Source organism: Arundinibacter roseus (assembly GCF_004348825.1).
GTDB classification, from domain to species: Bacteria; Bacteroidota; Bacteroidia; order Cytophagales; family Spirosomataceae; genus Arundinibacter; species Arundinibacter roseus.
The window spans coordinates 17,129-43,547 of sequence record NZ_SMJU01000007.1 but is presented as its reverse complement, the minus strand read 5'-3'; the positions used below and the strand labels follow the sequence as shown (position 1 = coordinate 43,547).

Annotated in this window: 36 protein-coding genes; 6 read left to right on the top strand and 30 right to left on the bottom strand. The window is 46.8% G+C overall.

Features of this window, described 5'->3' with window-relative positions; translation table 11 throughout:
* Window positions 1–5: 5 nt before the first annotated feature.
* The 24 genes from EZE20_RS11980 to EZE20_RS11870 all read right to left on the bottom strand — a co-directional run bounded on the left by EZE20_RS11980 (window position 6) and on the right by EZE20_RS11870 (window position 13,388).
* The gene (locus tag EZE20_RS11980) at window positions 6–572 is read right to left on the bottom strand and encodes a hypothetical protein (protein ID WP_132117910.1); all 567 of its coding nucleotides are present in this window, start codon (window positions 570–572) and stop codon (window positions 6–8) included.
* Between the two features lie 70 nt (window positions 573–642).
* Window positions 643–1,650, bottom strand: coding sequence for a hypothetical protein (locus EZE20_RS11975; RefSeq protein ID WP_132117908.1), 1,008 nt, complete (start codon window positions 1,648–1,650; stop codon window positions 643–645).
* 54 nt (window positions 1,651–1,704) lie between these two features.
* Complete coding sequence (locus tag EZE20_RS11970) at window positions 1,705–2,193, bottom strand: hypothetical protein (RefSeq protein WP_132117906.1); 489 nt, start codon at window positions 2,191–2,193, stop codon at window positions 1,705–1,707.
* A 25-nt stretch (window positions 2,194–2,218) separates the two neighbouring features.
* Complete coding sequence (locus EZE20_RS11965) at window positions 2,219–3,100, bottom strand: S49 family peptidase (protein WP_132117904.1); 882 nt, start codon at window positions 3,098–3,100, stop codon at window positions 2,219–2,221.
* 124 nt (window positions 3,101–3,224) lie between these two features.
* Window positions 3,225–3,614, bottom strand: coding sequence for a DUF1353 domain-containing protein (locus EZE20_RS11960; protein WP_132117902.1), 390 nt, complete (start codon window positions 3,612–3,614; stop codon window positions 3,225–3,227).
* Between the two features lies 1 nt (window position 3,615).
* Complete coding sequence (locus EZE20_RS11955; RefSeq protein ID WP_132117900.1) at window positions 3,616–4,017, bottom strand: hypothetical protein; 402 nt, start codon at window positions 4,015–4,017, stop codon at window positions 3,616–3,618.
* Between the two features lie 44 nt (window positions 4,018–4,061).
* Window positions 4,062–5,135, bottom strand: a complete 1,074-nt coding sequence (locus tag EZE20_RS11950) for a hypothetical protein (RefSeq protein WP_132117899.1) — start codon at window positions 5,133–5,135, stop codon at window positions 4,062–4,064.
* A gap of 10 nt (window positions 5,136–5,145) precedes the next feature.
* Window positions 5,146–6,204 carry a hypothetical protein gene (locus tag EZE20_RS11945; RefSeq protein WP_132117897.1) on the bottom strand — a complete coding sequence of 353 codons (1,059 nt, stop codon included), beginning with the start codon at window positions 6,202–6,204 and terminating at the stop codon, window positions 5,146–5,148.
* 80 nt (window positions 6,205–6,284) lie between these two features.
* Window positions 6,285–6,638: a hypothetical protein gene (locus EZE20_RS11940; RefSeq protein ID WP_132117895.1), complete on the bottom strand. Its 354-nt coding sequence runs from the start codon at window positions 6,636–6,638 to the stop codon at window positions 6,285–6,287.
* A gap of 271 nt (window positions 6,639–6,909) precedes the next feature.
* Entirely contained in the window at window positions 6,910–7,104 is a 195-nt protein-coding gene (locus tag EZE20_RS11935) for a hypothetical protein (RefSeq protein WP_132117893.1), read from the bottom strand.
* A gap of 5 nt (window positions 7,105–7,109) precedes the next feature.
* The gene (locus tag EZE20_RS11930; protein WP_199879897.1) at window positions 7,110–7,616 is read right to left on the bottom strand and encodes an ASCH/PUA domain-containing protein; all 507 of its coding nucleotides are present in this window, start codon (window positions 7,614–7,616) and stop codon (window positions 7,110–7,112) included.
* 149 nt (window positions 7,617–7,765) lie between these two features.
* Window positions 7,766–8,002, bottom strand: coding sequence for a hypothetical protein (locus EZE20_RS11925; protein WP_132117891.1), 237 nt, complete (start codon window positions 8,000–8,002; stop codon window positions 7,766–7,768).
* A complete protein-coding gene (locus EZE20_RS11920) occupies window positions 7,996–8,322 on the bottom strand; it encodes a hypothetical protein (RefSeq protein ID WP_132117889.1) in 327 nt (108 codons plus the stop codon). The genes EZE20_RS11925 and EZE20_RS11920 overlap by 7 nt, the downstream gene beginning before the upstream one ends.
* Before the next feature lie 21 nt (window positions 8,323–8,343).
* Window positions 8,344–8,685 (bottom strand): hypothetical protein, encoded by a 342-nt coding sequence (locus EZE20_RS11915; RefSeq protein WP_132117887.1) that lies wholly within the window; start codon window positions 8,683–8,685, stop codon window positions 8,344–8,346.
* Window positions 8,686–8,694: 9 nt separating this feature from the next.
* A complete protein-coding gene (locus EZE20_RS24015; RefSeq protein WP_165933459.1) occupies window positions 8,695–8,865 on the bottom strand; it encodes a hypothetical protein in 171 nt (56 codons plus the stop codon).
* Complete coding sequence (locus EZE20_RS11910) at window positions 8,865–9,206, bottom strand: hypothetical protein (protein WP_132117885.1); 342 nt, start codon at window positions 9,204–9,206, stop codon at window positions 8,865–8,867. Before EZE20_RS11910 ends, EZE20_RS24015 begins: the two co-directional genes overlap by 1 nt.
* A gap of 40 nt (window positions 9,207–9,246) precedes the next feature.
* Window positions 9,247–10,740, bottom strand: a complete 1,494-nt coding sequence (locus EZE20_RS11905; protein ID WP_132117883.1) for a helix-turn-helix transcriptional regulator — start codon at window positions 10,738–10,740, stop codon at window positions 9,247–9,249.
* A 316-nt stretch (window positions 10,741–11,056) separates the two neighbouring features.
* A complete protein-coding gene (locus EZE20_RS11900) occupies window positions 11,057–11,299 on the bottom strand; it encodes a hypothetical protein (RefSeq protein ID WP_132117881.1) in 243 nt (80 codons plus the stop codon).
* The gene (locus EZE20_RS11895) at window positions 11,296–11,586 is read right to left on the bottom strand and encodes a hypothetical protein (protein WP_132117879.1); all 291 of its coding nucleotides are present in this window, start codon (window positions 11,584–11,586) and stop codon (window positions 11,296–11,298) included. The genes EZE20_RS11900 and EZE20_RS11895 overlap by 4 nt, the downstream gene beginning before the upstream one ends.
* Window positions 11,571–11,804, bottom strand: a complete 234-nt coding sequence (locus tag EZE20_RS11890) for a hypothetical protein (protein ID WP_132117877.1) — start codon at window positions 11,802–11,804, stop codon at window positions 11,571–11,573. Before EZE20_RS11890 ends, EZE20_RS11895 begins: the two co-directional genes overlap by 16 nt.
* Window positions 11,794–12,135: a hypothetical protein gene (locus tag EZE20_RS11885; protein ID WP_132117875.1), complete on the bottom strand. Its 342-nt coding sequence runs from the start codon at window positions 12,133–12,135 to the stop codon at window positions 11,794–11,796. The genes EZE20_RS11890 and EZE20_RS11885 overlap by 11 nt, the downstream gene beginning before the upstream one ends.
* Window positions 12,132–12,584 (bottom strand): hypothetical protein, encoded by a 453-nt coding sequence (locus EZE20_RS11880; protein ID WP_132117873.1) that lies wholly within the window; start codon window positions 12,582–12,584, stop codon window positions 12,132–12,134. The genes EZE20_RS11885 and EZE20_RS11880 overlap by 4 nt, the downstream gene beginning before the upstream one ends.
* Window positions 12,585–12,711: 127 nt before the next feature.
* Window positions 12,712–13,041: a helix-turn-helix domain-containing protein gene (locus tag EZE20_RS11875; protein WP_132117871.1), complete on the bottom strand. Its 330-nt coding sequence runs from the start codon at window positions 13,039–13,041 to the stop codon at window positions 12,712–12,714.
* The gene (locus EZE20_RS11870; protein ID WP_132117869.1) at window positions 13,038–13,388 is read right to left on the bottom strand and encodes a hypothetical protein; all 351 of its coding nucleotides are present in this window, start codon (window positions 13,386–13,388) and stop codon (window positions 13,038–13,040) included. Before EZE20_RS11870 ends, EZE20_RS11875 begins: the two co-directional genes overlap by 4 nt.
* A 128-nt stretch (window positions 13,389–13,516) precedes the next feature.
* On the opposite strand from EZE20_RS11870, the gene EZE20_RS11865 reads away from it, so the two are divergent.
* The 5 genes from EZE20_RS11865 (at window position 13,517) to EZE20_RS11845 (ending at window position 17,133) form a co-directional block, all read left to right on the top strand.
* The gene (locus tag EZE20_RS11865) at window positions 13,517–13,861 is read left to right on the top strand and encodes a helix-turn-helix domain-containing protein (RefSeq protein WP_132117867.1); all 345 of its coding nucleotides are present in this window, start codon (window positions 13,517–13,519) and stop codon (window positions 13,859–13,861) included.
* Between the two features lie 116 nt (window positions 13,862–13,977).
* The gene (locus EZE20_RS11860) at window positions 13,978–14,430 is read left to right on the top strand and encodes a hypothetical protein (RefSeq protein WP_132117865.1); all 453 of its coding nucleotides are present in this window, start codon (window positions 13,978–13,980) and stop codon (window positions 14,428–14,430) included.
* Window positions 14,431–14,474: 44 nt separating this feature from the next.
* On the top strand, window positions 14,475–15,020 hold the full coding sequence (locus EZE20_RS11855; RefSeq protein ID WP_132117863.1) for a hypothetical protein: 546 nt from the start codon (window positions 14,475–14,477) through the stop codon (window positions 15,018–15,020).
* A 273-nt stretch (window positions 15,021–15,293) separates the two neighbouring features.
* Window positions 15,294–16,538, top strand: a complete 1,245-nt coding sequence (locus tag EZE20_RS11850; protein ID WP_132117861.1) for a site-specific integrase — start codon at window positions 15,294–15,296, stop codon at window positions 16,536–16,538.
* Window positions 16,513–17,133 carry a hypothetical protein gene (locus EZE20_RS11845; protein WP_132117859.1) on the top strand — a complete coding sequence of 207 codons (621 nt, stop codon included), beginning with the start codon at window positions 16,513–16,515 and terminating at the stop codon, window positions 17,131–17,133. The genes EZE20_RS11850 and EZE20_RS11845 overlap by 26 nt, the downstream gene beginning before the upstream one ends.
* Here EZE20_RS11845 and EZE20_RS11840 read toward each other — a convergent pair.
* Both EZE20_RS11840 and EZE20_RS11835 read right to left on the bottom strand, forming a co-directional pair.
* A complete protein-coding gene (locus EZE20_RS11840; RefSeq protein WP_132117857.1) occupies window positions 17,066–18,475 on the bottom strand; it encodes a hypothetical protein in 1,410 nt (469 codons plus the stop codon). The genes EZE20_RS11845 and EZE20_RS11840 overlap by 68 nt on opposite strands.
* 13 nt (window positions 18,476–18,488) lie before the next feature.
* Entirely contained in the window at window positions 18,489–22,997 is a 4,509-nt protein-coding gene (locus EZE20_RS11835; protein WP_132117855.1) for a phage tail tape measure protein, read from the bottom strand.
* Between the two features lie 171 nt (window positions 22,998–23,168).
* On the opposite strand from EZE20_RS11835, the gene EZE20_RS11830 reads away from it, so the two are divergent.
* On the top strand, window positions 23,169–23,597 hold the full coding sequence (locus tag EZE20_RS11830) for a hypothetical protein (RefSeq protein WP_132117853.1): 429 nt from the start codon (window positions 23,169–23,171) through the stop codon (window positions 23,595–23,597).
* Window positions 23,598–23,695: 98 nt separating this feature from the next.
* On the opposite strand, the gene EZE20_RS11825 is transcribed toward EZE20_RS11830, so the two are convergent.
* The 4 genes from EZE20_RS11825 to EZE20_RS11810 form a co-directional block, all read right to left on the bottom strand.
* The gene (locus tag EZE20_RS11825) at window positions 23,696–24,259 is read right to left on the bottom strand and encodes a recombinase family protein (RefSeq protein ID WP_132117851.1); all 564 of its coding nucleotides are present in this window, start codon (window positions 24,257–24,259) and stop codon (window positions 23,696–23,698) included.
* 188 nt (window positions 24,260–24,447) lie between these two features.
* The gene (locus EZE20_RS11820; RefSeq protein ID WP_132117849.1) at window positions 24,448–24,720 is read right to left on the bottom strand and encodes a hypothetical protein; all 273 of its coding nucleotides are present in this window, start codon (window positions 24,718–24,720) and stop codon (window positions 24,448–24,450) included.
* Window positions 24,721–24,747: 27 nt separating this feature from the next.
* Window positions 24,748–25,245, bottom strand: a complete 498-nt coding sequence (locus EZE20_RS11815) for a hypothetical protein (protein ID WP_132117847.1) — start codon at window positions 25,243–25,245, stop codon at window positions 24,748–24,750.
* 66 nt (window positions 25,246–25,311) lie between these two features.
* Window positions 25,312–26,418, bottom strand: a complete 1,107-nt coding sequence (locus EZE20_RS11810; RefSeq protein ID WP_132117845.1) for a hypothetical protein — start codon at window positions 26,416–26,418, stop codon at window positions 25,312–25,314.
* Between the last annotated feature and the right edge of the window lies 1 nt (window position 26,419).

The following is a 26,419-nucleotide window of genomic DNA, read 5'->3' as shown; positions in this document are numbered from 1 at the left end:
AGGAATTACACCTCGAAAGGCATCGCCTTCACAGCCGTAGCGTCGGTAGGTAGCACAACCGCAGGAGCAAGGAAAGGCGCGTGAAAATCTAAATCTTCGGCCTTAGCCTTAAACGTAATGCTGTTCGCATCACCACCCTTCGCACCCGAATCGTCCGATTCCTCAATCACCAGCGGGTTCCAGCTTGCACCATACACCCGGCGACTGCCATCCTTGTAGTAGCATACAATCACGCCACCTTCGTTAAAAAACGCATCCACAGCCGCAGCTTGCCCTTTCGACACACCGGCGAATTTTGCTTCTACCTCGTGGTCGTGGTTCTGATAGCCGAGTTTTCCTTTCTTTCCCGACTTCGCCCGGCAGCTGCCATGGTCGAACGTGAACTCCGCACCAACCACACCATCTTTCAATGGGGGCACTACGGATGTTTCGCCGGCCACAATGTCCTTGCGCAGCGGCCAACCAGTACCTCCCTCAAAATCGCTCTCGGCAAAACCAACCATGCGGCTGATGCCTCCTAAATTACTAGCCCCACGGGCTACGTATCCCAGATTTTTGAATACTCCTGCCATTTTTTATGTAGAGAAAAAATAGGGGGTGGGCTTCCCCAACCCCTGTGAATAATTATTTTAAATCGATCGCTTACTTATACAGTACAACCAGGCGGCCATCTGCATATTCAACGTTCACCTCAAAGTCGATCAGGATTTTTAGGTCGCGGTCCGACTCCTGGAATTTGATACGAGGAATATCAGTCTCCACATCCTGATGCAACCAAAACAGATTGCCATCCACCGTCCAAACCATGTTATCCACGCCGATCATGTAGGTACGTGGCTTGATCACCGTGTTGGGCAACAAGTTGAACACATACTCATTTCCACGTTTTGACACCACCTGACTGCCGTTGCTCAATGCACTGTCCAGGGCATTCACCATGTACTGATACCACATTGGCGGGATAAACAGCGATGCCGCTTCGTCCTTGTACTCAATCAGCGTCTCTGAGCCGTAGATCAAATTCACGATCTTCTTCAACTCGCCCAGGATATTCGCTTCCGTTACTGCGAGAGCTGCACCGGTCACTTTGTTCCCTTCCGGAATATCTTCAACTCCGTCGTCTTCCACAGCCGTGTAGCCCTCGGTAAATTTGAAGCTCAACCCGTCAAACAGGTTCAGGCCACCCTGAACCCCGGTCGCCCGGTTTTCAACTCCCTTAAAAATCGCCTTGTTGATCTCCTTGCCAATACCCGCCATTACTCGGCCCATGATGTAATTCCGACCGGGCAGCGAGTTAATATCACGAGGGTTGCCAGGCTCCCGCTTGCCGATGTACGACACGCGCAACTTGTACAATTCTTCCTCGGTCAATTTCAAGTCAACCTTTGCAGGTTTCAACTTTCCGATACGCTCCTTCTGCTTGATGAACGTGGTTGAAAAGTTCGTTGCTCCTGTCCGGCCAGGCTGCGTGAGGTTATCCAGTTCGTCACGAACCAGAATCACTTCTTCATTAATCCCCAGGCGCACAAAGTCAGGCTTTGCGTCCCATCCGGAGGCCATTTTCAGGCCAAAAATCTTACCGTAATCCTTTTTGTCTTTGGTCAATTGTTCCGACAGCGCCGAAACATCAACTACATTACTTGCTGCCATAGCTAATAGAAAAAAAATAGTGAAAAAATAATCCGTGCCCCGTACCTCAGATCCTTACATCAGACCCTTGTACCGAGCTTCCAGCCGCTTGATCTCCTTAGCTTCTGCATCGTCAGCCGCGTCGGTCGATTTCGTTTCGTTGGTGCTGTCTTCCGCAGCGTTCGTGCCACCCACGGCCTTTTGATGAGCATCCCAGGCCGCAGCCTTTTTTTTCAAATCGGCCTGAGCAGCTTTTAGGCTTTTGGCCTGATCAGCATCCGCCTTCAAAGCATTGTAATCGTCCAGGCTAAGGGTCACGGTCGATGCTACCGTTTCCTTTTTCGAGTCTGCCTGTGCAGCTTTTTTCTTCCCAGTTTTGGCAGCAGGCTTCGTCTCAGTTTCGGTGGTTTCATCGGTCTCGTTTTCCGATTCGTCTTCGTCGGTATCGTCGGAGGTTTCGTCCGTTTCGCCGGTGTCCACATCCGCACTGACGTCAGCAGTTTTACCGCCAAAACCAAAGGTCTGCGCCATCAGCTGACCAAGTGTTTTTCGTCCTAAATCCATTGTTATTAATTAATTAAGTGAATACTCATTCTCCTTTTTGAGCCAGTTCGAGCACCTTCGCCACTGCATTTCCAAGAAATCCAATCTCGTCGGCCATGCCCAGCCCAACGGCCTTGGAGGCAGGAAACATCCCGCCCTTGCTCTCAAATACCTTGTCCGAAATGTTTGGCCGGCCAGCTCGCACCGAATCCTCGAAGGCTTCCCGAATCGGCTTCATCTCTGCGCGCACGGCGGCAATCATCGCAGCGTCGATCGGCTCGACAGAATTGTACAAGGCCTTGTTTTCCGAGCCTTCCGCCCGGATGATCGTCACGGCCATTCCCTGTTTTTCCAGAGCCTTGGTCATGTCCACGTGCATGCTCAGCACGCCAATGGAGCCCACTTCCGAAGCCGTGGCACTTTCCATCACAATCCACTGCGTAGCACTTGCCACCCAATAGGCAGCGCTTGCCGCCATTCCTGTGACATAGGCCACTACGGGTTTGGAACTCTGTCGCACCACTTCGGCCAGCAGTTCGGTGCCATTCACTTCACCACCCCCCGAGTCGATTTCGAGCACCATTCCAACCACCGAGCGGTCGTTTTCTGCTTCCAGAATCCACGCCGAAATATCCTCGGTGCCGTAGCTGCACATATCGCCATAGCGGGTCATGGTACCAATCACCGGGATGATTGGAACCACCCCTTCTTTCGTGCCCAACTTAGGCAGGTACCGATAGGCAGATCCACTCCCGACCGCATTTTTCGTTGGCGCATCGAGCGCAACAATTTCAAAGCGGGGAGAGCGGCGATCGCGCGCAAGTTTGGCGGCATTCAAATCCACCCGGCCACTCAGCACCAAGGGTGCCAGGCGGTCGTGCAGGCGGGGTTCCATTGCCCAGGGGCCAGAAAAAAAACGGTGAAGCATCGTAGTACTGAATTATGTCTACGAATATGCAGGGGCCTTAGAAATTAAGGTAGGACACAAAACAGCCCGACCGCATAGCGACCGGGCTGTAAATCCGTAGTTCCAAATGTATTTTTCTTCTATCTCACTCGCGCCACCACCGGGCACCAAACATCCGCACCGCCCAGTAGAACATGCGAGCCTGTGCAGGCTTCACGCCAGATGCCAGCATGTTTCGCAGAAAAATGCGATCGGCAAAAGCTCGTGCCAGCTCCGGACCGAGGTAGGTTTCAAAAACCCGGTTGTCGTACATAAAGTCGTGGACCACTGCCGCGTTGGTCATGCGGCCATGCGGCGGTACAATGCTCCATAGCCATTGCGGAACACTGGCAAAATCGGTTTTATACCCATAGGGAATCACCAAACTTAGCCGCGGACCGACGATCTCGACCCGGCACGGCTCTACTACCACAAACATGTCGAGCTTGCTATTGTCGATGTCCTTTCGGAAACGGATGTCGGGGTAGTGAGTCATATTACAGGCGCTTGTTAGCCGCCATCGTGCCCATACTCTGCACGATCAGCGCAATTACTTTATCGGAAAGGGCATCGCCCGGTACATTTTCGGCGAGTACGCTCAGCCAGGCCATGCGCTCAGGAACCGATCCTTCGGGGTAGTTACCCGCTTCGTCAGGCTGCACGATGTCGCCGGTGGCCGGGTTGATCATGTAGCCGCGGGTGCTTGCGGTGCGAGTAAAAGGCGAATACTGCGCTTTCGAGCGGGCTTTCTGCTCAGTCGATAGCGTTTCGTTCGCATCGAAATACTCAGCGATAGGCACACCAAAGGCGCCGTTGTCGTCTGTCCAATATTCGATGCGCACGGTCTGTGAAAGTTCCAGATCGTGTTCAATTACAAGCGCTTCATGTACCATTTTCATAACGAAAATGCTTACGGGGTCAGCGATCGGGGCGGGGTAAAAAATCATGGGGCTATTTTAACGGCTTGAATATTACTATACACAATCAAACATCCAGTCGTGCTAGACATGCCTTTGATGCTAATTGATGTGCTGCTTGCTACTGTAATTATTCCAATAAGCGGCATCGAAACCTGGTGAGGGTTTACGCTGACAGAAGATTGAAAGCATGTAGGAACGGCAACACCAACACCGCTAATGTCTGCTCGATACTGCGAAATTCCGGTGGAATTTCGGGTAAATACGATCCTTCCGGAAACAAGCCACGTTCCAGGTGTTAAAGTGAGACTGCATCCTGTATATTGTACATCTGCCGATGTCATTGTGACCGAGCTTCCGCCCTGAACTGCCTGAATTAGCCCAAGGTTCGCATCTGGAACAGGTGGATCTATCCATTCCACATCTTTATCCACTGCCGAAGCCTTGGCCAAAACCTGCCCGGTGGTACCGCCATCAATGAAACTTATATCAGCATCTTCGCCCGGATCTCCTTTTAAGCTCAGAAAAAAATCTTCGAGCGTTCCGCCAGGATTATCCGCCAACCATAAGGCATAAGCACTTGCTCCATTCGAGCCAGGCTCCCCAACAAGTGTCTCCATCATGTCGGAAAACGAACCAATATTGCCTTCATCGAGCCATTGTTCATAGACGCTTTTGGCCGAAAATGCCGCCTGAAAAAGGGAGGTACGCACCCATCGACCATCTGCCGCATCCACCACAATCGTGGTGCCATTGTCGGCTCCGGCTTCGCTTACATCGTACCGGAAAAACTCATCCAGATCCGTAATCAGATAGGCCGGTTGCGCATCGCTTGCGTCCGGATCGTATTCAAGGGCCCGGAGCGCTGCCAGCGTAATTTTCGGGAATGAGGAATACAGTTGAGTAATAAGGGCCATCGCCGGTGCAATATTCTCCTGTCCAAACAGAATCAAATCTTCCGCACGCTTAGCCGTGTCAATCATGGCTTCCCGAAAGTCCGCAGCCGTTACGCCTTCCGAGCCGGACACGCCACGCCGGGGCTTGTTCAACCTGGCAGTCACCGAGGCAATAAACTGTTCGAGGCTTTCAAAATAGGGCATTGTCGTACTGTTAAGCGTTAAAATCTAGCGAGAATTCGACCGAAAAGTCGGTAGACTCGAACAAATCTGCAAGGACGAGACCGCCTAGGAGCGCAAAGGGCGGTACGTTCTGTATTCCGCCTAGCCGCAGGTCGGTCATTGCAGTATTCGTTACAGCTTGTGACAGTTCGAGCCGTAGGCCACGTTCCTCGTTGCCCAGGATAAAGCCGTTGCCATTGCTGTCTTCCAGCAGGCATACGTGCTGCTTCTGCCGGGCCATTTCGTAGAAATGCGCCAGCTCGGCGCTCGTGCCCGGCAGCTGACAGTTAATCGTGTAGGAGTTGTATGGCCCTCGATACTCCACCGCCACCGTGCAAGCCCTTGGTGGGAATATCAGCCGCGTAAGCTTCGCACCCACCAACGTGGCCAGGCCACCGACCGGCACCATACCGGGCTGTGCATTCGGGTAGCGGTGCCTGATCGGGTCCAACACCGACACCACCTCGCGGTGATCCAGCAGGTACAGCTTGCGTACCCAGCCAATATTTGGGGTACGATAACCGCCGATTTCCAAAAGGGGCAAGGTGAAGCCTGACATAGATGCCACCTGCATGGCCGGCTGATTCAACTTACTTCGGAGGGTTAGGTTCGTGATGGAGATAGCCGATATTCCCTGCTTGCAGTCCAGCCGCATGCCCTGCTCCTCCGTACCTATTATATAGGTGCGCCCATTGTTGTCGAGCATGATCACCACCCACTGTTTGTTCTTGGAGGCTTCAACAAACGAAACCAAACCGACATCCGTACCCGGCAGGTCGTAGTTGATCGTCGTTTGATACGCTCCACCACCAAGCGGCAGTATTGCGAACGTACAGGCTTTGGGCGGGAATACCATTTTGTAAGAAACCGCATCTGAATAAAAGCTGATGCAGCCGGTGTCGGTCGGAAGCTGTATCTCTTGCCGATCGAGCCGGTATCGGTAGGGGTGGTCTACCGTCATAACATACTCCCGTTGTACGAGTAAAATCAACTGTACAAACCCGACATTTGGGGCCGAATAGCCCCCTAAAACTGCTTCTTGTACGATCATTTTGGCCTGGGACGATTTTTGAGTTTTTGGGACAATATTTTTGCCCTTTGGGACGATTTTTGAGTGAAATGGGACGATTTTTAAGTTGCACGTAAGCGATTCCTTGCACGGAAACGTTTCGACTTCGCCCGAAGGGCTTCCTGCTTAATCGGGTCGTCCTGCATCCGAAACTCCCGGTAGAACTCCGCCAACCCACCACGCTCACTCCCGTTTCTACGCATGTAGCCGAGCGTGTAGAACTGTGCCGAGTGTTCAAAGAGCATCGACAGCGCATTGCCGACATACATCAGGTTATCTTCTTTCAGGAACTCCGCCCGGAGCGGAAATTCCGTCAGGCACTCCAACAATTTCGGACAGGAGATTTCCGTGGGGCATATCCGCCCCTGGTAAAAATGGCTTAGCTCGGTAGGTCCTTTGGAGGCGAGCATAATCACGAACAGCCCGATCAGGCTATCGCGGCGAAGTTCGAGCGGCGGCGGCCCATGCATCTCGCTACTCGTCAAAAATTCGTACACATGTTCTTCGACGGGAATCAACAATTTCATGCAGGAAAAATCAGTTACTATTTAGTACATTAGCATTGCTAACAATTTCCTGTTTCCGTCGCCCCACCTTGCCCGGTGAAAAGACACATGCCCCCTGCCGCACAACAGGGGGCTTTCTTATGTCTCTAATTTACTTACTCTCTACCTGGTGACAAAGGACTTAGAACAATCCGCCCTGTTTGCCAGGCAACCCTTCCAACCGTTCGAGCAGATCTTCCAATACCTGTATCCGGTGGTCAGCCTCCTTAGGGTGAATCCTGCCAGTCCGTTTCCAATCCGGGTAGACTTTCTTCCGCATCGCCAGCTCACGCTTTATTTCAGCGATTTGTTCGGATAGGGTAGTTTTATTCGCCATAGTGCTCAATTGGTTAACCTACCTTCTATCTCTACCGGAGTAACTTTGTATTGTTTTTCGATAAAAATCTTCATTATACAGTACCCATCTTGTAGACCTGGCAGCGATGAAAAAATAAAATCGACCCCAGCAAGAATTTCCCTACCGGAATAGCTACTATTTTCCGGATCATATTCTCTTAAAAGTAATGTATCACCAACCTGAAAGGCTCGGTCATTTTTTCGCAATTCAAAGTTTTTTTGGCCTGCCCAAACTCTATCAAAGTAACCTTTATCAGTTTTTAGGGCGTGTCTTTTTATTGGACCTCTCAATTTCCCTGAATTACCTTCGTCAATCCATGGCAATAGCACATCTACTAGCATTTTGGCTTCATCTTTTGTGAGGTTCATAAAAGACTCGTCACCATCAATCTGTATTTCGAAAAGGGGAATTCGGTTTAATGTTGTTACAGGGCTAGGACCTATTAAAGCTAATTTGGTGTCACCTCTTTCGGCAATAATTGTGTAAGTCATAACTAAAAATTGATTATTTGGAAAACAGAACATTATTTGGTTGCCCAGCTGCTGCACCTGGTGCTGCGGGGGCTGATCTGGGCCAATCTGACCAGGCTCCGGAGGGGTTTTTCAGAATTCCCGGAAAACCGACCGAAGAATGTTTGGTTTTAGGGTGTTAGGTCAGGGGCTACTTTTGGTTTAATCCATGCATACTCGGCATTGAGAGCGTCACGGATATTCCGTACACCAAATGACCAATCCTGCTCACTCTCATTAAGATTTTCGTTGATGTACTCAGCCTTTTTGGCTTCGGTCATGTTCTGGATTTCTTCCCATTTTTCTTCGGTGACTTCTAAGGCCTTAATTCCGAATGAAATCTGCGGATAGCATAGTTCAATCAGCATGCCACACCTCCTTCCTGCAATACCCGAACCTGTTTCAACCTCAAATTACAAAACGGATGCACGTTACGAGACAGAAAACGTTTCAGATCCTGCCGCGTCCGGATCTTCCATTGCAGGCAGCCGATCGTGGCGTGGTAGTAGCTCCCTACGTGGGAGAGTGTTGGGAAAAATCCCTCCGGACTCTTCCACCCTGGGTGGATCCACACGCGCTCGTCCCGGTAGCGCTTATATTCATCGGGGGCAAGCACAAAGCCCCGTTCAATCAACTCTTCCTCCGACACCACCCACACCGCCTGCGCTTCATTAATGTGTACTTTCATCTTGCTTAATCGGTTAGTTAGTTAAAAATCAATTCGACATTTCGATGGATCGGGTTTCAGGTTCCGGGCCGTGAGCTCGTAATCAATCGCCGATAGTATTTCCTGCATTTCCTGCGTGACCTTGCCTTGCTGCCAGCGCCGGTGGATAATCCGGGCAATGGATACCGGTATTGAAACCGTGCTCAATTTTTTACCTTTCAGGCCCTTGCTGTAATACACTGTCCTCATTTTCGGGCTGTATTCGGCCAGCACAATCAGGTCGTCAGCGGCATTGGGGTTGTTGGCCATAGCAGCTGCATTTTCACAGAAGTGCAGCACATGCTGCACATGCCAGGAGTTAATTTTTATTTTAATTGGTTCCATGCTATTTGCTTAATTGAGTGAAAGAACAATAAATGCTACGGACGGTATCCAATGAAGGTCCGGCTCTACTTTTTCAATGGGCAGATCAACGATCTGGAAAACATCATCCGCAGGGATTCTTCGATCGGGGTTGGTAACAACCAAAAAATCACAGCCGTGGCGTAGGAAGGGTTTTTTCATTACCAGCTGATCGGGTTAACTAGTTTCCAACTGCCTTTTTCGTACTGATACACCTTATTACCTGCACCGGTGGTTTTTGTGTGCTGCGTGTCGAAAATCGCTGCACTGGCCACGCAGCCCGACCACGGTTCATACTCATTCACGAGCCACATCAGGTAATTCACCGCATCACCAATGTGGCGGTGCTTGCGCTGCTTACATTTCGACCAGCGCTTCACCTGGCTGGCATTGTTGTGAAACTGCACTACCATACAGGCCATGCTTGTGTCGATCAGCTCTGCCCGGTCGTTTTCGCTCAGCGGCGGGCGAGGATTGTTCCCGAATTTTTGACGTCCTTTCATTGTTTTTTTGCTTAATTGAGTTGTATAAATTGACTGGTAATTACTCGGTATAGTAGCCTTCTCCATCATTCATGTAGTCTTCGACATACACCACGACTTCCTGCTTCATTTCGCCAGCTTTGTAGCGCAGACGTTTGCTTTTGAGATACTTAGGCGGTTCAAAATTCTTTCCTTTCTGCTCGATGTACTGGCTCGCAAACTTCCGAAGCCAGGCGTCTCCCTGCGCTTCCATGATCACCTTCCAGTACTGAAACAGCCCGATTTCGGTCTTCTCGGCCACTTCTTTCCTGGGCTTAATACCAGCATGCAGCTTTTCAAAATCACGCCGGGCAGTCCGGAGCAGACCTTCGCACCGGCGGATCTTCGCTTCTTTCCGTTCGGCATAGGCAGCTTTGTTATTCAGATCTTTCAGGGCATCTTTCTTCACCCAGGCATCAATCCCGATAAAACCTTTCACGTTTTCGGCATCGAAATAGCCCTTTCCAGCTACCTGCACCGCATAGGGATCAGGTTTGTAAGCATCCGGATGGTGGTCGTAGTAGCGGGCAGCCTTGTCGAGCTTGCCCAGTTGGTAAGTCTGAAAATCGACCCATTCGGCCTCTGATCGGGCCGGGGAGAAGTTGTTGTAAACGCCGGCCATGATCGCAAGCATGGCCTTTTCCTGTTGTTCGTGGCTGAAATCCCGTCCAGTGTAGACTACTTTCCAGGCATAAAGCCAAAATTCGACGAGCATTTCCCGGAGCCGCGGGTGCAAATTGCGTGGAGTTCGTGGATTTCGCTTCGAAAGCATTTCATTGGCCCGGCTTTGGCGCATTTCGGCGTTTGCGGCCACGATCTCGCCGCGCCCCCCGCCGGAACCTCTCCCTCTCTGTACTTCCAGCTCGGCATTCTCCGAAGCGTTTGATGGGGCTGTGTCCCCCTGGTCAGTCCGACCCCTCTCTCCGTAAATGTTCTCTCCGTGTTTAATCAACAAATCCGCATTCCCTTTTTCTTTTTCTATATACTCTCTGTGAGTATTATTAGGCGGAAAATTTTTAGAAACCCCCTCAGGAAGGCCGTTTTGGGGCATTTTTTCAAAATTTTCGCCCTCTCCGCCAAACAGGATTTCGCTACTTATCCACAGCTGAAAATCGTGTTTCCGGCCACGAAATTTCGTCCTTATGAAGCCCAATTCTCTCAAACGATCCAGGTGATTCCGAACGGTTCGGTCGCTGCAATCGCACAGCCAGGCCAGGTGAACGCAGTTCGTCAGCACGCCCGGCGGGTCGGCTTGCGTGTACATGCCTTCCGGCATATTCTTCATCGACGTATTGTAGGCATAGATGTACTCCGTCAGGACGTTGTAAAAGGTGACTTTCAGGCTTTCTTTTAATATCCCAACTTTCCTCGGAACCGTCTGCGTGAAAGCGTCTCCATCTTTCGTGGTACGTTTGCGCTCGTGGGTCTCCACTGGGCAATTAGCATTGTACTGGCGAAAGGCGTTCAGAAACCTCGAATACGCATCCGAGGTTTCAATGCGGATTAGTCTACTCATTTAGGTGCTTCGGTAATTACAATCAACAAAAACTTCCCCTTTCCCCGAAGCGGACGTTACTCCACTTCGGGTTCCTGGGCACTCATGTAGGTCTGTCCTACCCTGCGGAATGGGCGATCGCGAATCGCCAGCGGGCCCATAGTCCCGACACCCCCAACCGTGGCCTGTTAGGCAGCCCACCCCCCACGTTTCAAACCTCCTTTTAACCAATAATCAAAAACTCGTGGCATTCCCGGACTCGAACCGGACCTGGGCCTTTTCCCGAATGCCCCGTGGCCTGATAGGCAGCCCACCCCCCAAATCCTAAACCCTCTATCTATTGACTTTCCTCTTGCCCAGGAATGGGCGTTTCGAGATAATAATTAAGTGCGCTTTGCATTTTCTTCTTGATCCCGTTTCGGGTGCAGCCCCATCGGTCCCACACGACCCACCACGTTCGACCCAAGGAGTCCTCGTAGGCTGCTTCCCAAAACGAAAATTGCTTCGAGCGCTGTTCGAGCCTTGCGCAGAGCTCGTTTGCCCAGGCTCGTCCGGGCGTTGTTCCTGGCTCTTCGTTCATAGTAATTTTCCATCGTCTTGACCCTTACATAGTTCGAATGTCAATGCACATTTGGCACTTTCAAGGTTCCAAAATGCTACCAGATGTTTACCCGGAGTAGGACGCGCCACATAGGCCATGTAGTGCTGCGTATTCGGATCCTGATACACCGTCCCCAAATGCACCTGCTCCATGCGAGGCATACCATCGGCACTAATCGTTTCTGTCACCTCATACAGATATTCCGTTTCCCGGATGTTCTCCGAAGGAATCCACACTTCGACAGATTTACTTACAGATTTTCCCATCGCTCTAAGTAATTTGGTGCATTGTGTACCTGATTTTCCATCGCTTCAAAGGCTGCATCTATCAGCTCCTTCATCGTATAGATATTGATAAACGGCTTCCCATTCTCGTCGTTTGGGGTGAGCTTCTCGCAGATCTCTGGAAACAGCGCCTTCGCTCCGGCCAACAAAAGCAACTGAGTATGCAGCCCACGTACAATGCCCTGATTCTCATTGTCCATCACGCCCTCCTTTCTTGCAAAAACGTCCATGGGCGGCGCGGGCCTGAGGCGTAGGGTGCGGTTTCCCGCAGCTGGCGCAGGGATAGGAAACTTTCCTATCACTCTCGATGCTCTCAACCGTGCGGCCACTACCCGCATCATCCAACAAATTCAGTAGGTTAGCTTTACGATCCTGCACCGTAATCAGTGAGCTCGGCGGGATTGCGAGAAAGTGCATATCCCTAAGAATGGAGCTAAGCGAAGCCCGCTCGGCTGTTTCGTTCCCGCCTGACGTCCGAAATCTTTCGATATTCTCGGACAGGCTTTTTTGACGTTGTGCGATTCTGCTCATGACTTTGCCGTTTTTTTGGCGGGAGGCAGTAAAGCCACGGCGCTGCTGGTCAGAATCGAAAATATTTTGGTGCCTTTCGGCAGCGACGGTTCCTCAATGTCCATCGGCTGCGCAGCGATCCTGATGCGATAGCAGTTGGCATCCTGATTTTGCAACCGTTTCGGAATAGCGGCGATCAGCTTTTCGGCCAGGGTGATATTTGAGAATTCCAGAATACCACTCTTATTCGCCCGAAGCGTGTAGCCATTTTCCAAAGACGGGATGAAGAGCATGTCTTCTTCCAGTTTTCCGAAGATCGCCGTTTTAGCTCCTGTCTGGAAAAAGGTATTTATGGCGTCGCGGTTGAAACTGATTTTACCAGTGGTCCTGATCGTGATCGAGGCTGGCAGACCTGCGCCTACTCCTCTGGCGCTCGGGGGTATTGTAACAGGGGTGAATAATTCTATCATGTGCTTAATTGATAGGTATAGGTGAATTAATTGATTGACTTATTGTTGTTTTTCGCCATGTCAAGCACGATCCACCGGCCAAAGGCCAGCACGCCCAGGTAGGCAGCGATGTAGAGAGCGATATATATCATTGGGCAGCTTGTTTACGAGCGTTAGGCAAAGGCATTTTTCGTAGGAGTGGCTCATTGGCAGCCCGCACAAGTGCTTTCCGGCTGAAATCTTCATCCAACTCACGACGGTTGAACCGCAACACACCGTCGTACTTGTAGTGCCGAATCCACCCATCGACAAGCCACCGGCGAAAGGTGCTTTTGCTTACCTTGAAGTGTGCAGCTGCTTCTTCTTCGGTCAACCATACCTGCGAACGCATTTCGGCCAAAAGTGCCTGCGTCGCATCCAAAAGCATATCTTGCTTTTCGAGCTGCTCTTCCGGAAGGGAAATTGAAATAGTGGTCATACGATTGGAGGGTTTCTGAGGTGATTTTGCTTGATGAACCAGTCAGGTTGCGTTTCAATCACGAAGGGTATCCACTCTTCTATTGCTTTCAGAAGTTCTGGATCATCTGTCCGTCCTTGCTGAGCAAGAGTTAGTAAGCTACTCCCGGACAAACTGTCAAAGGCCGGATAGCGATCGGTGAAACCTTTCCGCCAACCACGATTGCCTTTAACCGTGGAAATTAGCTCCTTAATCCTTTGACGTCTCGCTCGTTTACCCTCAATGCCGATTAGCATTGGATCTGTCCGTTCAGCCATATCAAGTAATTCTACGTGTTGTGACACTTGTCCTATTGTGTTATTTTGCATTCATAAATATGAATGATAGTTGTTAAATACAACCACGATTCAAATTTATAAAATAGTGGTTGAATATTACAACTGATATTTTAAAAACACAACTAATTTGTATTAAGACTAAATCTAAATAAAATCAGATGTCTATTTCAAAGCGAATTCGTCAACTGAGAGGCGAAAAAAACCTTACAGAATTTGGGGCAGAATTGGGCGTGTCAGGACAGCAGATCTCCAAGATCGAGACAGGGAATTCAACCCCATCGGTAGATTTGGCAATGAAAATCTGTGAGAAATACAACGTTTCTATGGATTGGCTATTTCGGGGAGTAGAGCTACCAAAACCAACTGTGAGTGCTGAGCCAGAAGCTGGTTATGTGACCATACCGATCAATGAACTACTTGATCTTCAACGCATAGCAAAAAACATGTTGGAGGAAAAAGTAAAATCGCAGCAAAAGCAAATTGAACAGCTCAAAAATTCTTAGTGGATTAATTTTCAAGCCTAACTAGCGCGGATACATATACACAAAAGGTGCCAATGTAACCGTATTATTTAAAATTAGTAACCCTTCCTATCTATATAACTATTTGCCTATTTAAGATGAAAAAATCAAGACGATGGCCTTATTATCTACTAGGGGTACTTGTGATCCTTTACCTGATTGGCAGATTTAGCGACAAACCAAAAGATCAAATTGATAACCCTGTGGTCAGTGAAGCTGCTGCAATACCCACTGAAAAAGAGAGCCAGGTCAAAGAACAAAAACCAACCAAACGAAAATTTTTCGCCGCTGATTTTGGACACGCCTGGCCTTTGATCGGCATTGAGTCCGGAGAGGTTTACTGTGTCGAAAAAGCAATCGTTTTTCGTGCAGATCAAGGTGGCCAGGTTTATGCTCTTAACGGCTGGGCAAATTCCTACGGTCGTTCCAACAACTTCGACTGGCGCCCGATCGGCGATGTACAAACCGTAGGCAAAGATGTCAGCTTCCTGCTCGAAGCGGGCAAGGAGCTGTGCTCATCTGATAGTGAGATTCAAAATGTAGAGAGGTGAAGTTACTTTTTTTTGGTCACAAGTTAATTTGATTATAAAATATCATGGGTTCAGAAAATCACTTAATGCAAAAAATTATTGATGAAGGCTTTTACCTTCTAACTTATGCTAATCGACCAGATCTCAGCGATGCCCACAATAACCTAAAGACGCTTGGTTTAATAACAGAAGTAAATAGGTACCAGTGGAAATTAACAATGGAAGGGCATCGTGCTCATGAGAAAGGATTCCAACAATGGTTAACAGAGATGAAGGAAAATAAGACTAGCCAAAGTAACCAAGTTAATTTTTTCGGCAATGCCAGCTCCCCCAATATTATCTCAGGATCCACCGGATCCCAGATCAATATTACAACCCATATAGTCAATAATCTGGAAAAGGTTTTGATTGAAGTACAGAATGATTCTCAACTCAACCCTTCGCAAAAAAGTGAAGCTGTAGAAACCCTTCGAACAGCCAAGAGCGAGGTAGAGAAAACAGGCAAAATATATGCTAAAACCTTGATAGATTTAATCTCACTTGGTGCAAATATCGCCTCAATCGCAAGTTATTTGAAAGATGTTTTCCATGTACAGATTCCCAATGGTTAGTGACTGTTCATTCTGGAATTGTGAAATAGCTTTGATTTCATGGAAGTTTCATGGAATTATTTTGAAAGTTCTTTAATGTCCTGAAATACAGTATATAACCTTGGATTGGCTATAACTCCCTATGGGTCACTTTATTGCCATCAGGCACTACGTGACAAGACTGATAACCGCTCAGAATTCATTTCTGAGCGGTTTTTTCTTTTTTAGGTGTTTTCTGAAAGTGCCCAGTACTCAGAAAAGTTTCAGAAAAAGTTTCAGAATTTTTTACTTTCAATGAGCAACATCACATTTCACATCGAACTGGATAATTACGTTAAAAAGGATGGTACCCAAACTGTCCAAATTAGGATCACTCAAAACAAAAAACTCAAAAGAGTAGGTGCAGGATTCTCTGTACTTTCCAAAGATTGGAATCCTGAAAAAGAAGAAATACGAAAGAGCGATCCGCAATATCGGCAGAAGAACAGCATCTTAAAGGCCAAAAGGATTGAACTGGAACAAGCCTATCTAAAGAATACTGTTAAGGGTAGGGTAACCACCGTTCAAACCTTGATCAAGGCCGTCAAATTTAATCTGCTTGGTGACAATTTCTTTACATTTGCGAAGGCACATATAGCCGCATTGGATAGCCCAGCGTCGAGAGCTGGCCAGACGTCCGTTGTTAAAAAACTGGAAGATTACCTTAAAAATCAGGAGTTGCCCTTTGGTGAAATAGATCACAAGCTGTTGAATCGCTACCGACAACACTTAAAGGGAAAAGGGAATAGCGCAAATACCATTCAATCTAACTTCTCGAAATTACGAGGGATCTATAATGAAGCTGTTGAGTCTGGTCATTTTACTCCGGAGGGAGGAAATCCTTTTGACATGATCAAGCTCAAAAAACAGAAGTCGAGCCGGGTAAAGCTGAGTATTGAAGAAATAGAGAAAATCTACAATCTTGACATCCGGAAAGATATCAATGCCTTTCATGCGAAAAATATCTTTCTCTTTTCCTTTTACATGCAGGGGATCCGCTTCGCTGACGTGGTACAACTTACCTGGTCACAGATTCGAGAAAACAGATATGAGTACGTTGCCAACAAGACAGGTAAAGTACGTTCGATACGACTGCACAAGCGGGCTTCTCAAATACTTGAATTTTATTCTATACCTGGCGTCAAGCCCCATGATTATGTCTTTCCTTTCCTTAAAGGGAAAGAGAAAGGCCGATTTACGCAAGATGAATGGTTTAAAATCATATCATCCACCAACTCAATCGTTGGGAAAAATCTCAAAAAAATAGCTTCTCAGGCTGGCATACAACATTTTTCAATGCATGTGGCCAGGCATAGCTTCGCTGAGATTGCCAGAAAAGAAACCGGCGACATTTATGCTGTATCGGAAGCATTGGATCACTCATCGATCTCAGTTACGGAAAACTATTTTGCTGCGGCCAAAAGAGAGGAAAATGATGCATTTGCTGATAAAGTTTATGGAACGGAAGAAAAAAATGAAGAAGCAAAACGAAAAATTTGAAATGGATTTACCAGCTGAGGATGAATCACTTCAAAAGTATATTGCCTTTTTTGAAGATTTTAATGGTGGAGGTAAAACTACAGAAGAACAGTTTTATTACCTCTTTGCTCATAACTTTTCAATTACCAAGGCGGAAGCAAGATCTGTAATTGACTGGCTAATTCAATATGAAATCTTGGAACATCGCCTTGATAACTCTTTCAGATACACAACTTTGGGTGAAAGAATAAAAGTTGACGGCTGGGTAACTATCAAAAGTGAAATTACGCGGCGACAAAATGAGAAAAAGGCAAAATCGTTATTGGAAAGCCAAGCAATTGAGGCTGAATTTAGATCAAAAAAACTCTGGTGGATAAATCCACTCATTAGTGCCTTAGCTGTATTCGTATCTATAATTGCCCTATGGCAGACATCAGCAAATAGCAACTCCCAAAAAAATGTAGAAATTCGAATTGATTCATTAAAGCAAGTTGTAAGCCAACAAAAATTAGCATTAGACTCTCTTTCCAAGTTTCAAAATCAATTACTTACACCCCCCAAAGCTCCACCTCCGAAAGCCCCCGCAGGGGCAGACCAATCCGCTGCGCCCCGATGAGATAATTTCTGCCTTGAATATAGACTTTCATGGGTTCTCCGGCCGTTCGATGTAGATCGATCCTGGCCACGTCTGATGACGTCAGATCACCGAAGAGCAGTCGCCGGTCTGTCCGGGCTCGAAAACTTTCATATTCCGACCAAAAGTTAGTTGCCAAATTTGAAGATCCGTGCCAGGCAAGTCGATACTCACCTTCTGCATTTCCGGCAGATGGCTCACTTTCAATTACTCCCTTCCAGAATAGGAGCCTTGGCGCAAATTTGTTGTTCATTTGGTTGTTGATCGTGCTGATCCCGGGCTGTTCCATCGTCGGCCGGCCGCTGATCGGGTCGGTGTCGAGGGTACTGAATTTGGATTTAATGGCAAATAGTGCTGAGTCCCCAGGCGATTGGTACAGCTGAAAATCTTCTGGCCGCACTTTCATTCGTCCGTCATTGCTATCGACTTCCCAGTCAAGTTCCAAGCGCCGGGCGCTTTCTGGTGCGCGCGTGGCCACCGGTGCAAATTTTCGGGACCAGTCTAATATTGGCTCCTGCTGAATCAAATTGTCAACATACTGTATCGTCAGGATCCTGTTTCGTACATCGAAAAACAAGGCCAGGTTAAAGAGCTTCCGCAGCTCTTTCAAAAGGTCAGGAATCGTCAGCTCCGGAAGGTGATTGCTGTAATTGATGACCGTGGCAGAATCCAATGAGAAAGTATTGACCAGAATCAGGCGTTGCATGATCGGGTCATCCACGAACTGACCCTTGATCTTGAAATTGCATAGAATCTCAATCTGCTTGAAGACCCACCGCAAAAACAGCATTGGGACTTTGGGAGTATTGGCCAGGTACGAGCCGGATTCGTAGGTGTTCATGGTGCCCGTAAAATCGGGTGGGAGGGTGGTACCATAAAATGCCGGATTAGAGATGACTGGCAAACAGTAAGCATCAGTAAGGTGATTTGCAGCCGCTGTGAATTCTTCCGGAATGGATTCTTCCCCCAAATCAATTTGATTGAGTGGTGTTCGCTGGTAATCTCCGAATATTTCACCCAGATTCTGACTGTATGAAATGGAGTATCCAGTTTCGGAAACTCCCAAAAGATAAACGTAGCCACGTTCCAGAAGCTCGGATCCTTCATACTTTTCGCAGAAAAAAACCTCATTTGTAAATCGTACCTGAGGCAACCGGGCGTAGCCAAAGATCCTGTCATTCACCGTACTAAAAGGGACCATGAAGTCCAGAACCTTGGATCCACGCACTACATCAAAATCAAAAATCGGATTGTAACGTTCCAGCACAATGGTTTGCTGTGGATTCAGATCCAGCCGGTGGCCATTTATTCGTATTTGAAGCATTGATAAAATTCGATTAGAGGTCAGATTTAGCAGAATTTGCGGTGGCCGACGCCACGGCACCCTGAATTTCATGCAGGCTCGGGCCGATCGGCTTGTTTCGTATGTCGTTCAAAAGGGAATTTGATTGATCAATTTTACCGGCCAGCTCCTTGATTGCACCAACCGTTTGAGCGGTGTTTTTGGCAATATTCTCCATCATCAGCTGACTTTCCCTGATTTGGGCGCTCGTGGTCGCATTGGTGGCACTGGCATCTCCATAGTCAGCGCTACCACCATAGTCTCCATAATCCCCGTAATCTCCACCAGCGCCGCCATCGTCATAATTATAGTCCTCGTAGGCATAATCTTCATACCCTCCCGCAGTTGTACCATTCTTGGCGGCCTGATCCGCATCATATTGGGCCTGCATCTGGGCATCGTAGGCTTTCTTCTTTTTCTTGCTCCCAAACAGGTAACTCTGTCCATAGCCCAGCGGCTCAATTGGTGCATCACCCAGCCACGCCCCATTCCGGGCAAAGATGGGAGCGCCATTTCGGTGCAACGAGCTGTGCAATAATTTGTCAATTGTCCCTCGGTTGTTCTTATAGGTATTTCGGGAAAGGATCATGATGGGTTCATCCCCTTCCATTTCACCTACTTCCTGTTGGGTATCACGTCTGACCAAAGCAATACCCGATTTTCCGTAACTGGATCCATGTCCCGGCCCTTCCGGAACACCGGCATTACGAACATATTTTTTTCCAGGGAGCGTACCACCATCTGCAAAACTGGGCGGCTGCTGTTTTTTGATCATGGCAATCTGGATCCCCGCAGTCACGGCCGAAGCGGCCACGCCGATAAGCCCCAATGGCCAGCCCATGGTAGCCAGGGATTTGAGTGCAGCTGCTGCCGCATTAATAATCGCCATCCCAATTTGCATGGCCTGATCGCGCTTCCAGGCTTTCAGTTTCTCCGCCCGTTCTTTTTCAGCTGCCTGAGCATTGATCCGGTCAACGCCTACCTGGTATTCAATTTTGGATATTTTGCCTGATTTGTACTGCTCCTCCCAGCTCGCCAATTGAGAGTTTTTTTCACGCTCGATCTTTCTCAGCTGCGATTCAAGAAATGCCTGGTTCAGCTGCTGCATACCCTGCACCACCTGGCCGGCTATTTCCAGCGTTTCAGCTCCTTTAGTGGCAAAGTCTCTTAGCCTTGTTTGATTGGCTGCCTGCTCGTTCGAGACTTTTTGTAACAGGAAATTTGTGAAGGAATTAAAGTCCCCTTTGGCCAAACCTTCCAAAGCATTAAAGAACTGCGTGGTATTGGTTAGTCGGTTCTGGTGCTGTTCAGCCAGGAGCCTGGTCTTTTCGGCCTGCAGATTGGCATCATTGGTTTTTAGCTGCGAAGTCAGCCGATCATCAATATTCTTGATGGCCGCCGCCCTAGCATCCGAATCTTTAATGCTTTCTGCCAGTCGAGCCTTTTCGTCCGCAGCTTCCATCAACAGCTTCCGCTTTCGATACTCGTACTCCTGCGTCAGGGAGTTGATTTTGACCTGCAATTGCGCGTTGGATCCTTCCCTGGTATTGGCCAGCTGTGCTTCGGTCTTGGCCTGAAATGCTTTAAATTCCGAATCAAAAAGCGATTTTTCTTCTTTCAGTTTAAGATCACGGGCCGCTTTTTCTTTGACTTCCGTTTCCTTCCGGAACTTGTCGCGGGTAGCGGCAATATCCTGTTCCTTTTTTGTATTGATGGCAACTTCGAGTTTGGCCAGCTGATCCTTATCCTTCACCAGCTTTTGGGCTTCTTCCAGATCTTTTTTGGCCGAAGCTTCAATGGAGGCAATCTTTCTTTTCAGATCATCGGCCTGATATTTAGCTTCCATGGCGTCAATTTTCTGAGCCGTTTGCTGATCAGCCTTTTCTTTCTTTGTCCGAAAATCGCCATTGATTTTCTCAATTTTGGCGGTATGCTCTTTTTCGAGCGCTTCCAGCCATTTGGCTTTCAGAACGGCGTCCGCCTTTGACTTCTCGATCCGCTTTTTCTCTTCGGCATACTTTGCATTTTCATTGGCTATATTCCTTTTCAAATCATCAGCAATAGCCGTTACTTCCAGCTTGGCAATGCTTTTCAAGGCATCCTCATTGGCCTTTATCCTTTCGTCATTGGCTTTTTTGTTGGCATTTCCTTTTTCCGAAAGTCCTTTTTGATGGGTTTGTTTGTCATTCTCGGTGATGATACCCGACGCTTTTTTTTCATCTTCAACCTTTTTGTCGAGCTGCTTTTTATTCAGGGCGCTTTGTTGCTTGTGACCTTCTTCCTGTTCAGAGGCAAATGCATCATTAAATGATTTAGAAATGCGTTTTCCTGCATCAGAAAATAGCTTACCGGCTTCTGTAAATCCTTCCGGTGTGATTGATTTGAGAAAACCCGATACCTTTTCAACTCCGCCTTGTATGAAATTCAGGAAGTCAGTAATTGATTTTTTGACAAAATCGAACCCATTAAGAATGAAATCAAAAGCTGGACTCAAGGCTCCACCAATCGAGTTTCCTACCTCAAAGATTTTACTGTATAGCCCGCCGAAAAAGTCAATAACCTGGCCAATCTTGCTACCTACCCAGGAAAGAGAGTCGCCCAAAGCGGTTAATATGGTATCAGAAACATCGCCAATCCACTCCAAACCTTCTGTCAAAAAAGGAAGTTTTTCAAGCATTTGATCAAACCCTCGTCCAATGGCCTGAGCTACATCCTGAATAATTTCGACACCTTCCTTCATCGCAGCCCATACACCGTCAATAATGTTCCGGAGCGTCTCTGAATTCTGATATAGCGTAATGAAACCACCGACCAGAACAGAAATTGCAGCAACTACCGCTCCTATTGGGTTTGCATTTAATGCGATGTTCATCGCCCATTGAGCAACGGTCGCTGCTTCTGTCCAGATCAATCTGCCTTTTTCTGCGGCTGCATGGGCGAGAGATGAAGCGGTTGCCGCAATATTTGCCGTATTGAGGCCTACTAATGCGACACCCAAGGCGATAAACATTTCCTTATTTTCGCGGACAAATTCTGGAATGGCACCAATTCCTTTTAACAGGGCAACGAAACTGGTAACTAGTGTCGTGACGATCGGGATGAGAACCTGACCCAGACTAACTTCAAGCTCTTCAACCGCTTTCCCGGCCTTATCTAAGGTCGCGGCAAATGTTTCATTCTTGATGTTGAATTCGTTAGTCAGCGAGGTAGCTTCCTGAAAGGCTTTGCTTGAAAGCTCCTGCTTTTCCCGGACCAGATCCGTGTTTTCAGCCAAAACGCCCATCACTTTGATAGCTTCCTGAGAGTTCAGCCCAAGATCTTTCATCTTAGCGGCTACCTCGGTAGTCGATAGCCCCTCAAAGCTTTCGGCAAGTTTTAGGATAAATTCATTCGGATTGGTATTGATCAGGTTCTCCACCTCACTTTTGGCCAGGTTCATACCCCGGGCAAATTTCTCCGATTCGGTAGCTCCGACAGTCAGCACCTTGGTTAATCCGGACGCGGCGATTTCGGAGGTTAAGCCCAGCTCCTCGAAGATGGATCCGAAGGCAAGCGACTCGGTAACTTTGGGCGCCAAATCACCCAACGCCCCAAGTCGAGCCGTAAAATCTGATAGATAGGGACCGGTGGCCAGGCCAGCCGCGCCAAGTTCGTTGACTGCGGAGCCGATCCGAAGAATGGCTTCACCGGCTTCCAAATCTTTGGTTTCTTTGAACAGGTTAGCCAGCACACCCATTTCTTTGGCTACCTGCTCAGCGCCCCCGCTGAATTCATCGCCCAGGGCAACCACCGCTTTGTCGATCGCATCGACGAAGCCGAACATTTCTTCTTTGGCAATGCCTATTTGACCACCTACCTGAGCAATATTCAAAAGGTCGAGCTGAGCGGTTCGGGTATTGATGCCTTGAAGTTGTTCGTTGAGCTCTCGTACTTCGGCGTTGGTTTGACCGGTAGTTTTTTGAATATCCGCAAAAGAGTCGGAGTATTCGGCGGCAGTTTGAATGGCTTTTTTACCAAAATCCCAGATAGCCTGACCCGCCTGCATGAGCATGTCTGCGGCAAAGGCTCCGAAAAAGGTGCCCTTGAAAGTATCCCAGAAGCCTTTTTGATCTTCTCCTTCGTCCTTGATCTTCCGCATTTCAGACCGCACGTCTTTCATGCGGTCTTCAACCTGAGCGATCTCTTTAAGCTTATCGACCCATTCTTCCGAGCCGATTTTCAGGTTGGCAAGATCTCGCCCAAGCTGTTTACTAAGGCTGGAAAGCTCCCGCCAGGAGGCATCATTGATGTCAAGGGCTTTGGTGAGGTCTTTTATTTCATCCTTTACATCTGCCTGAACCTTTTTGAGCTCTTTCCAGGCATCGGAGCCCTTCTCCCCATTGAGCTCCATAAGACGGAGCTCGGAGTTAACATCTCTAAGGCCTGATTCCAGGTTCTGAACGGTCTTTTGGGCTTCGTCACCCAGGATTTCGAGCCTCAGGCGGGCTACTTCCTCTAAATTCATGGCTATCGTACACTAGGTAGTGTACGAATATCAATGTAGGAAACGGGGGAGGGAAGGACAGAAAAACTGAGCTCAGGAATCAGAAAAATCTGGCGCCAAATTTTTTGATAAGGTTACCCTTTATAAGTTACCAATTTTTTACATTTACAAAGTTTCTAAAATCCACCCAGTATGAAATTGAAACAGACCCAGGGCTTTTTGCTTACTTTCTATATTTTACTGATTATATTATGCTTGACTGATTGCCAACTTGGTGGTCCCGGCAAGCGCGTCACCACCGTCACGGGTCGGGTGATCGACGAGGCGCAACAGCCGGTCGATAGCGTGTTGATCCACTTGAATTCCGCTGGATTGAATAAGTCGGGCATTCCACTGGGAAAGACATATACTAATGAAGAAGGTAATTATGAATTTGTAGTAGATGTACCAAAGGGCTATGATGCAGTATCTGTTGATATCTCATTTTCTCATAACTTGGACTTTCCTACAAAGTATAAAGATTTTATTTATTACGAAAACGGAATAAAGGTAGGAGGGGTATGTTGTCCAGTTGGAGTTGGATCTAAAACAATGTATGATTTTACCTTGCTTTTTAGGTAATCCCATACCTTATTCTTTCACCCATAAGATTAGGAAGAAGCGCGTGCAAAGTACGGTACAGCTCTGGGCAGCTTCTTTGTAAAGTAAAATTCAAAAACTTACGATCTGGAAATTTCCTTTCGGTACCTCTTTACGCTGGAAATGCTGATGCCGGTCAGTTGTACAATTTCGATCACAGATAAACCCTTATCTATAGCTTTCTTCACTTTTGTATAATTCTCCTGATTTGCTCCGGATGGCCGGCCAATGTGCTTTCCTTTTGCCTTTGCCAGTATTTGGCCGGCGCGGGTCTTTTCAAGAATCATCTCCCGATCATATTCAGCTAAGGCGGCAAAGATGCCGATGACCAGTTTTCCCGAAGGTGTAGAAGAATCAATTCCCAGGTCCAGGGCTTTGAAGATGATGCCGCGTTTAGAGAACTCACCAATCAGACTAATCAAGTGATCCCGGCTTCGGCCTAATCGGTTAAAGCGGGAAACCACGACAGTATCACCTTCCCGCAGGAGAGATAGCATTTCGTCCAGGGCTGGACGTTGAACGGAAAGTCCGGAAATTTTCTCTTTAAAAATGCGATCACAGCCGAATTTCTGTAAAGCATCAATTTGGGTGTCTGTAATTTGGTCAGCTGTCGACACACGAGCGTATCCGAATATTTGATTCATAGAGTAGGTCTGTAGAAGCGGTCATAAAGTTAGGTCCATAAAGATAGCGCATGTTTTTGAACTGAACCTACTTTTTGAACCCTACTTTGGCAGGCCACAAAAGCAAAGAACCCTGCCGGTGGGCAGGGTTCAGAAAGGTATGGGTTTTTGGACCATACAAAATAGGCCTGTGAGACAAAGGCCAAGGATTATAAATTCTTATCCTCAGTAAAGTAAATTTTTTCGAGTTTAACGGCTGCATCCATTATGGGTCCTACTGTTAAGACAATCGGATAAAGTAATCCTAGAATAATAGTTCCATGTAGGAATTCAAAAATAAATCCATCTTCATCTAACCAAGTGAAACCTAAAACCCAACTAACTTTGCTAGCCATCCAGCCAAGTATGGTATTACAACTCATCCAAAATAATAATTTTATCCAGTATTCTAGCTTATCGGAAGATTCATTATTTTTTTGCATAAAATTATTAATTTCTATTCCGTAAAATCAATCAATGTTATTAAACTTCAATACATCATTTCTGACCATAATCCATTCATTACCTGATTTTGAATAGCTAACAAGCATTTTGCAATAATGCTTTTGACCACTTCGGTTATCTTCCAAAGTCATGGAGATAGTTTTTTCAATATAATCTTCCTTTGTTATTTCATTCTCTACACTGAACGTAATGAATTCAGATAGGGAGGCAAATTCCCAGGTTTTCCTAATCCTAACTAAGCCAGGTTGTAAATACTCGAATCTCCGCCCTAGTAAGTCTTGCTTTATTCTATCATCGTCAATAACGACCTTTTTTACTTTCTGGATTTTGGCTTGTTCTACAACTTTCTGTTTAATCTCAGTTTTAGATTTTTCAGCTTCTTCAAGTTGCTTTTTGAGTAGTTCGTTTTGTTCTCGCAGCAAAACCATTTCAGGAGATTCTTCCTTTTTCGATTGGCAGGAGAAAATAAAGAATGCAAGTAGGATAGTTAGGATTTTTTTCATTTTAGTGGTTTTTTGAGGGTACAGTCAGAAAATTAAGATGATTTAAAACATCCGTTAGGATTATTATCACAACTCGTGTGGAATCACAAATTGATCTAAGTTTGTAATGAAAACAAATTCTGGAAGTGGAGAGATTTTTTGATTTTCCGGAGATTTCTCAGTAGGCATAAGTGTCAAAATTCGATCTTTTACATCTTGTGGATATTTATCTTGAATATAGATCTTCTTCAAACTCCTCATATTGTCGAACAACATCTTATCAGTTTCTCGATTGAAGTAAGGGAAAGAATAGCCAATTACCACAAGTGTATTTGCTTTTATACATGATTCTACAGCCTTTGTCTTTATATGGTTTGAATCAAAAAATTCATCTTCCCAGGCAAAAGACATTAGAGGTTCCATATCAGGATTTTGATTCTTTCGGAAGGGATATAGCATTTCATGATATTTACATAATAAGTATTCAGCTTGGTTACTATTATATCTGAACCCCTCATTAGGATCAATTTCATTATTCTGTTCTTTGGAAACTCTGTAATCACTTAGTAGCGACCGATAATTTCTATTATCACCAACAAGGCCGGTTGAGCCATTTAGCTTAATAATTGAAAACTTGTCAGCATTATAGTTATTATGAAGACTTTTTCCAAGATGTTTAAATTGAACACGTAAAGTTTGATGTGCATCTTCTAAACCTCTTTTGCTAAAACGTGCATACCCCATTTCAAACTGTTGGTCATAATTCCATGAAAGTATTCGTAAGTTAGTCGGAAATTCATCTAGGCGATTAAGTATAGAAGCAAAAAAGGCATCATACCTTTTATCAACACCAGCATGTCTTGATTGAGCTATACTAAACAAAATGGATAGCATCAATTTTAAACGCACAAGTCCTTCCGTATCATTCTGTAAAAAAAGCTTTTTTGCGTAGGTGTCAGCACTTGCATGATCTTCAATGGCAAGCCTAATTTTATCTAAATCAGCAAGAAATATATTTTTACATTCTTGTTTATTACATTCTTTCAGAGTATCGAATGAAAAAAACTCTCTATTGCTAAAACTAATTCCGTCAAATTTATTTCGCATTTCTGCCATTTTTTCAGGAATGCCATTAACCACCGGCAAAGCATTGGCACTGGCACCCGCTCCGATTAAATAAGTAACTTTGTTCATA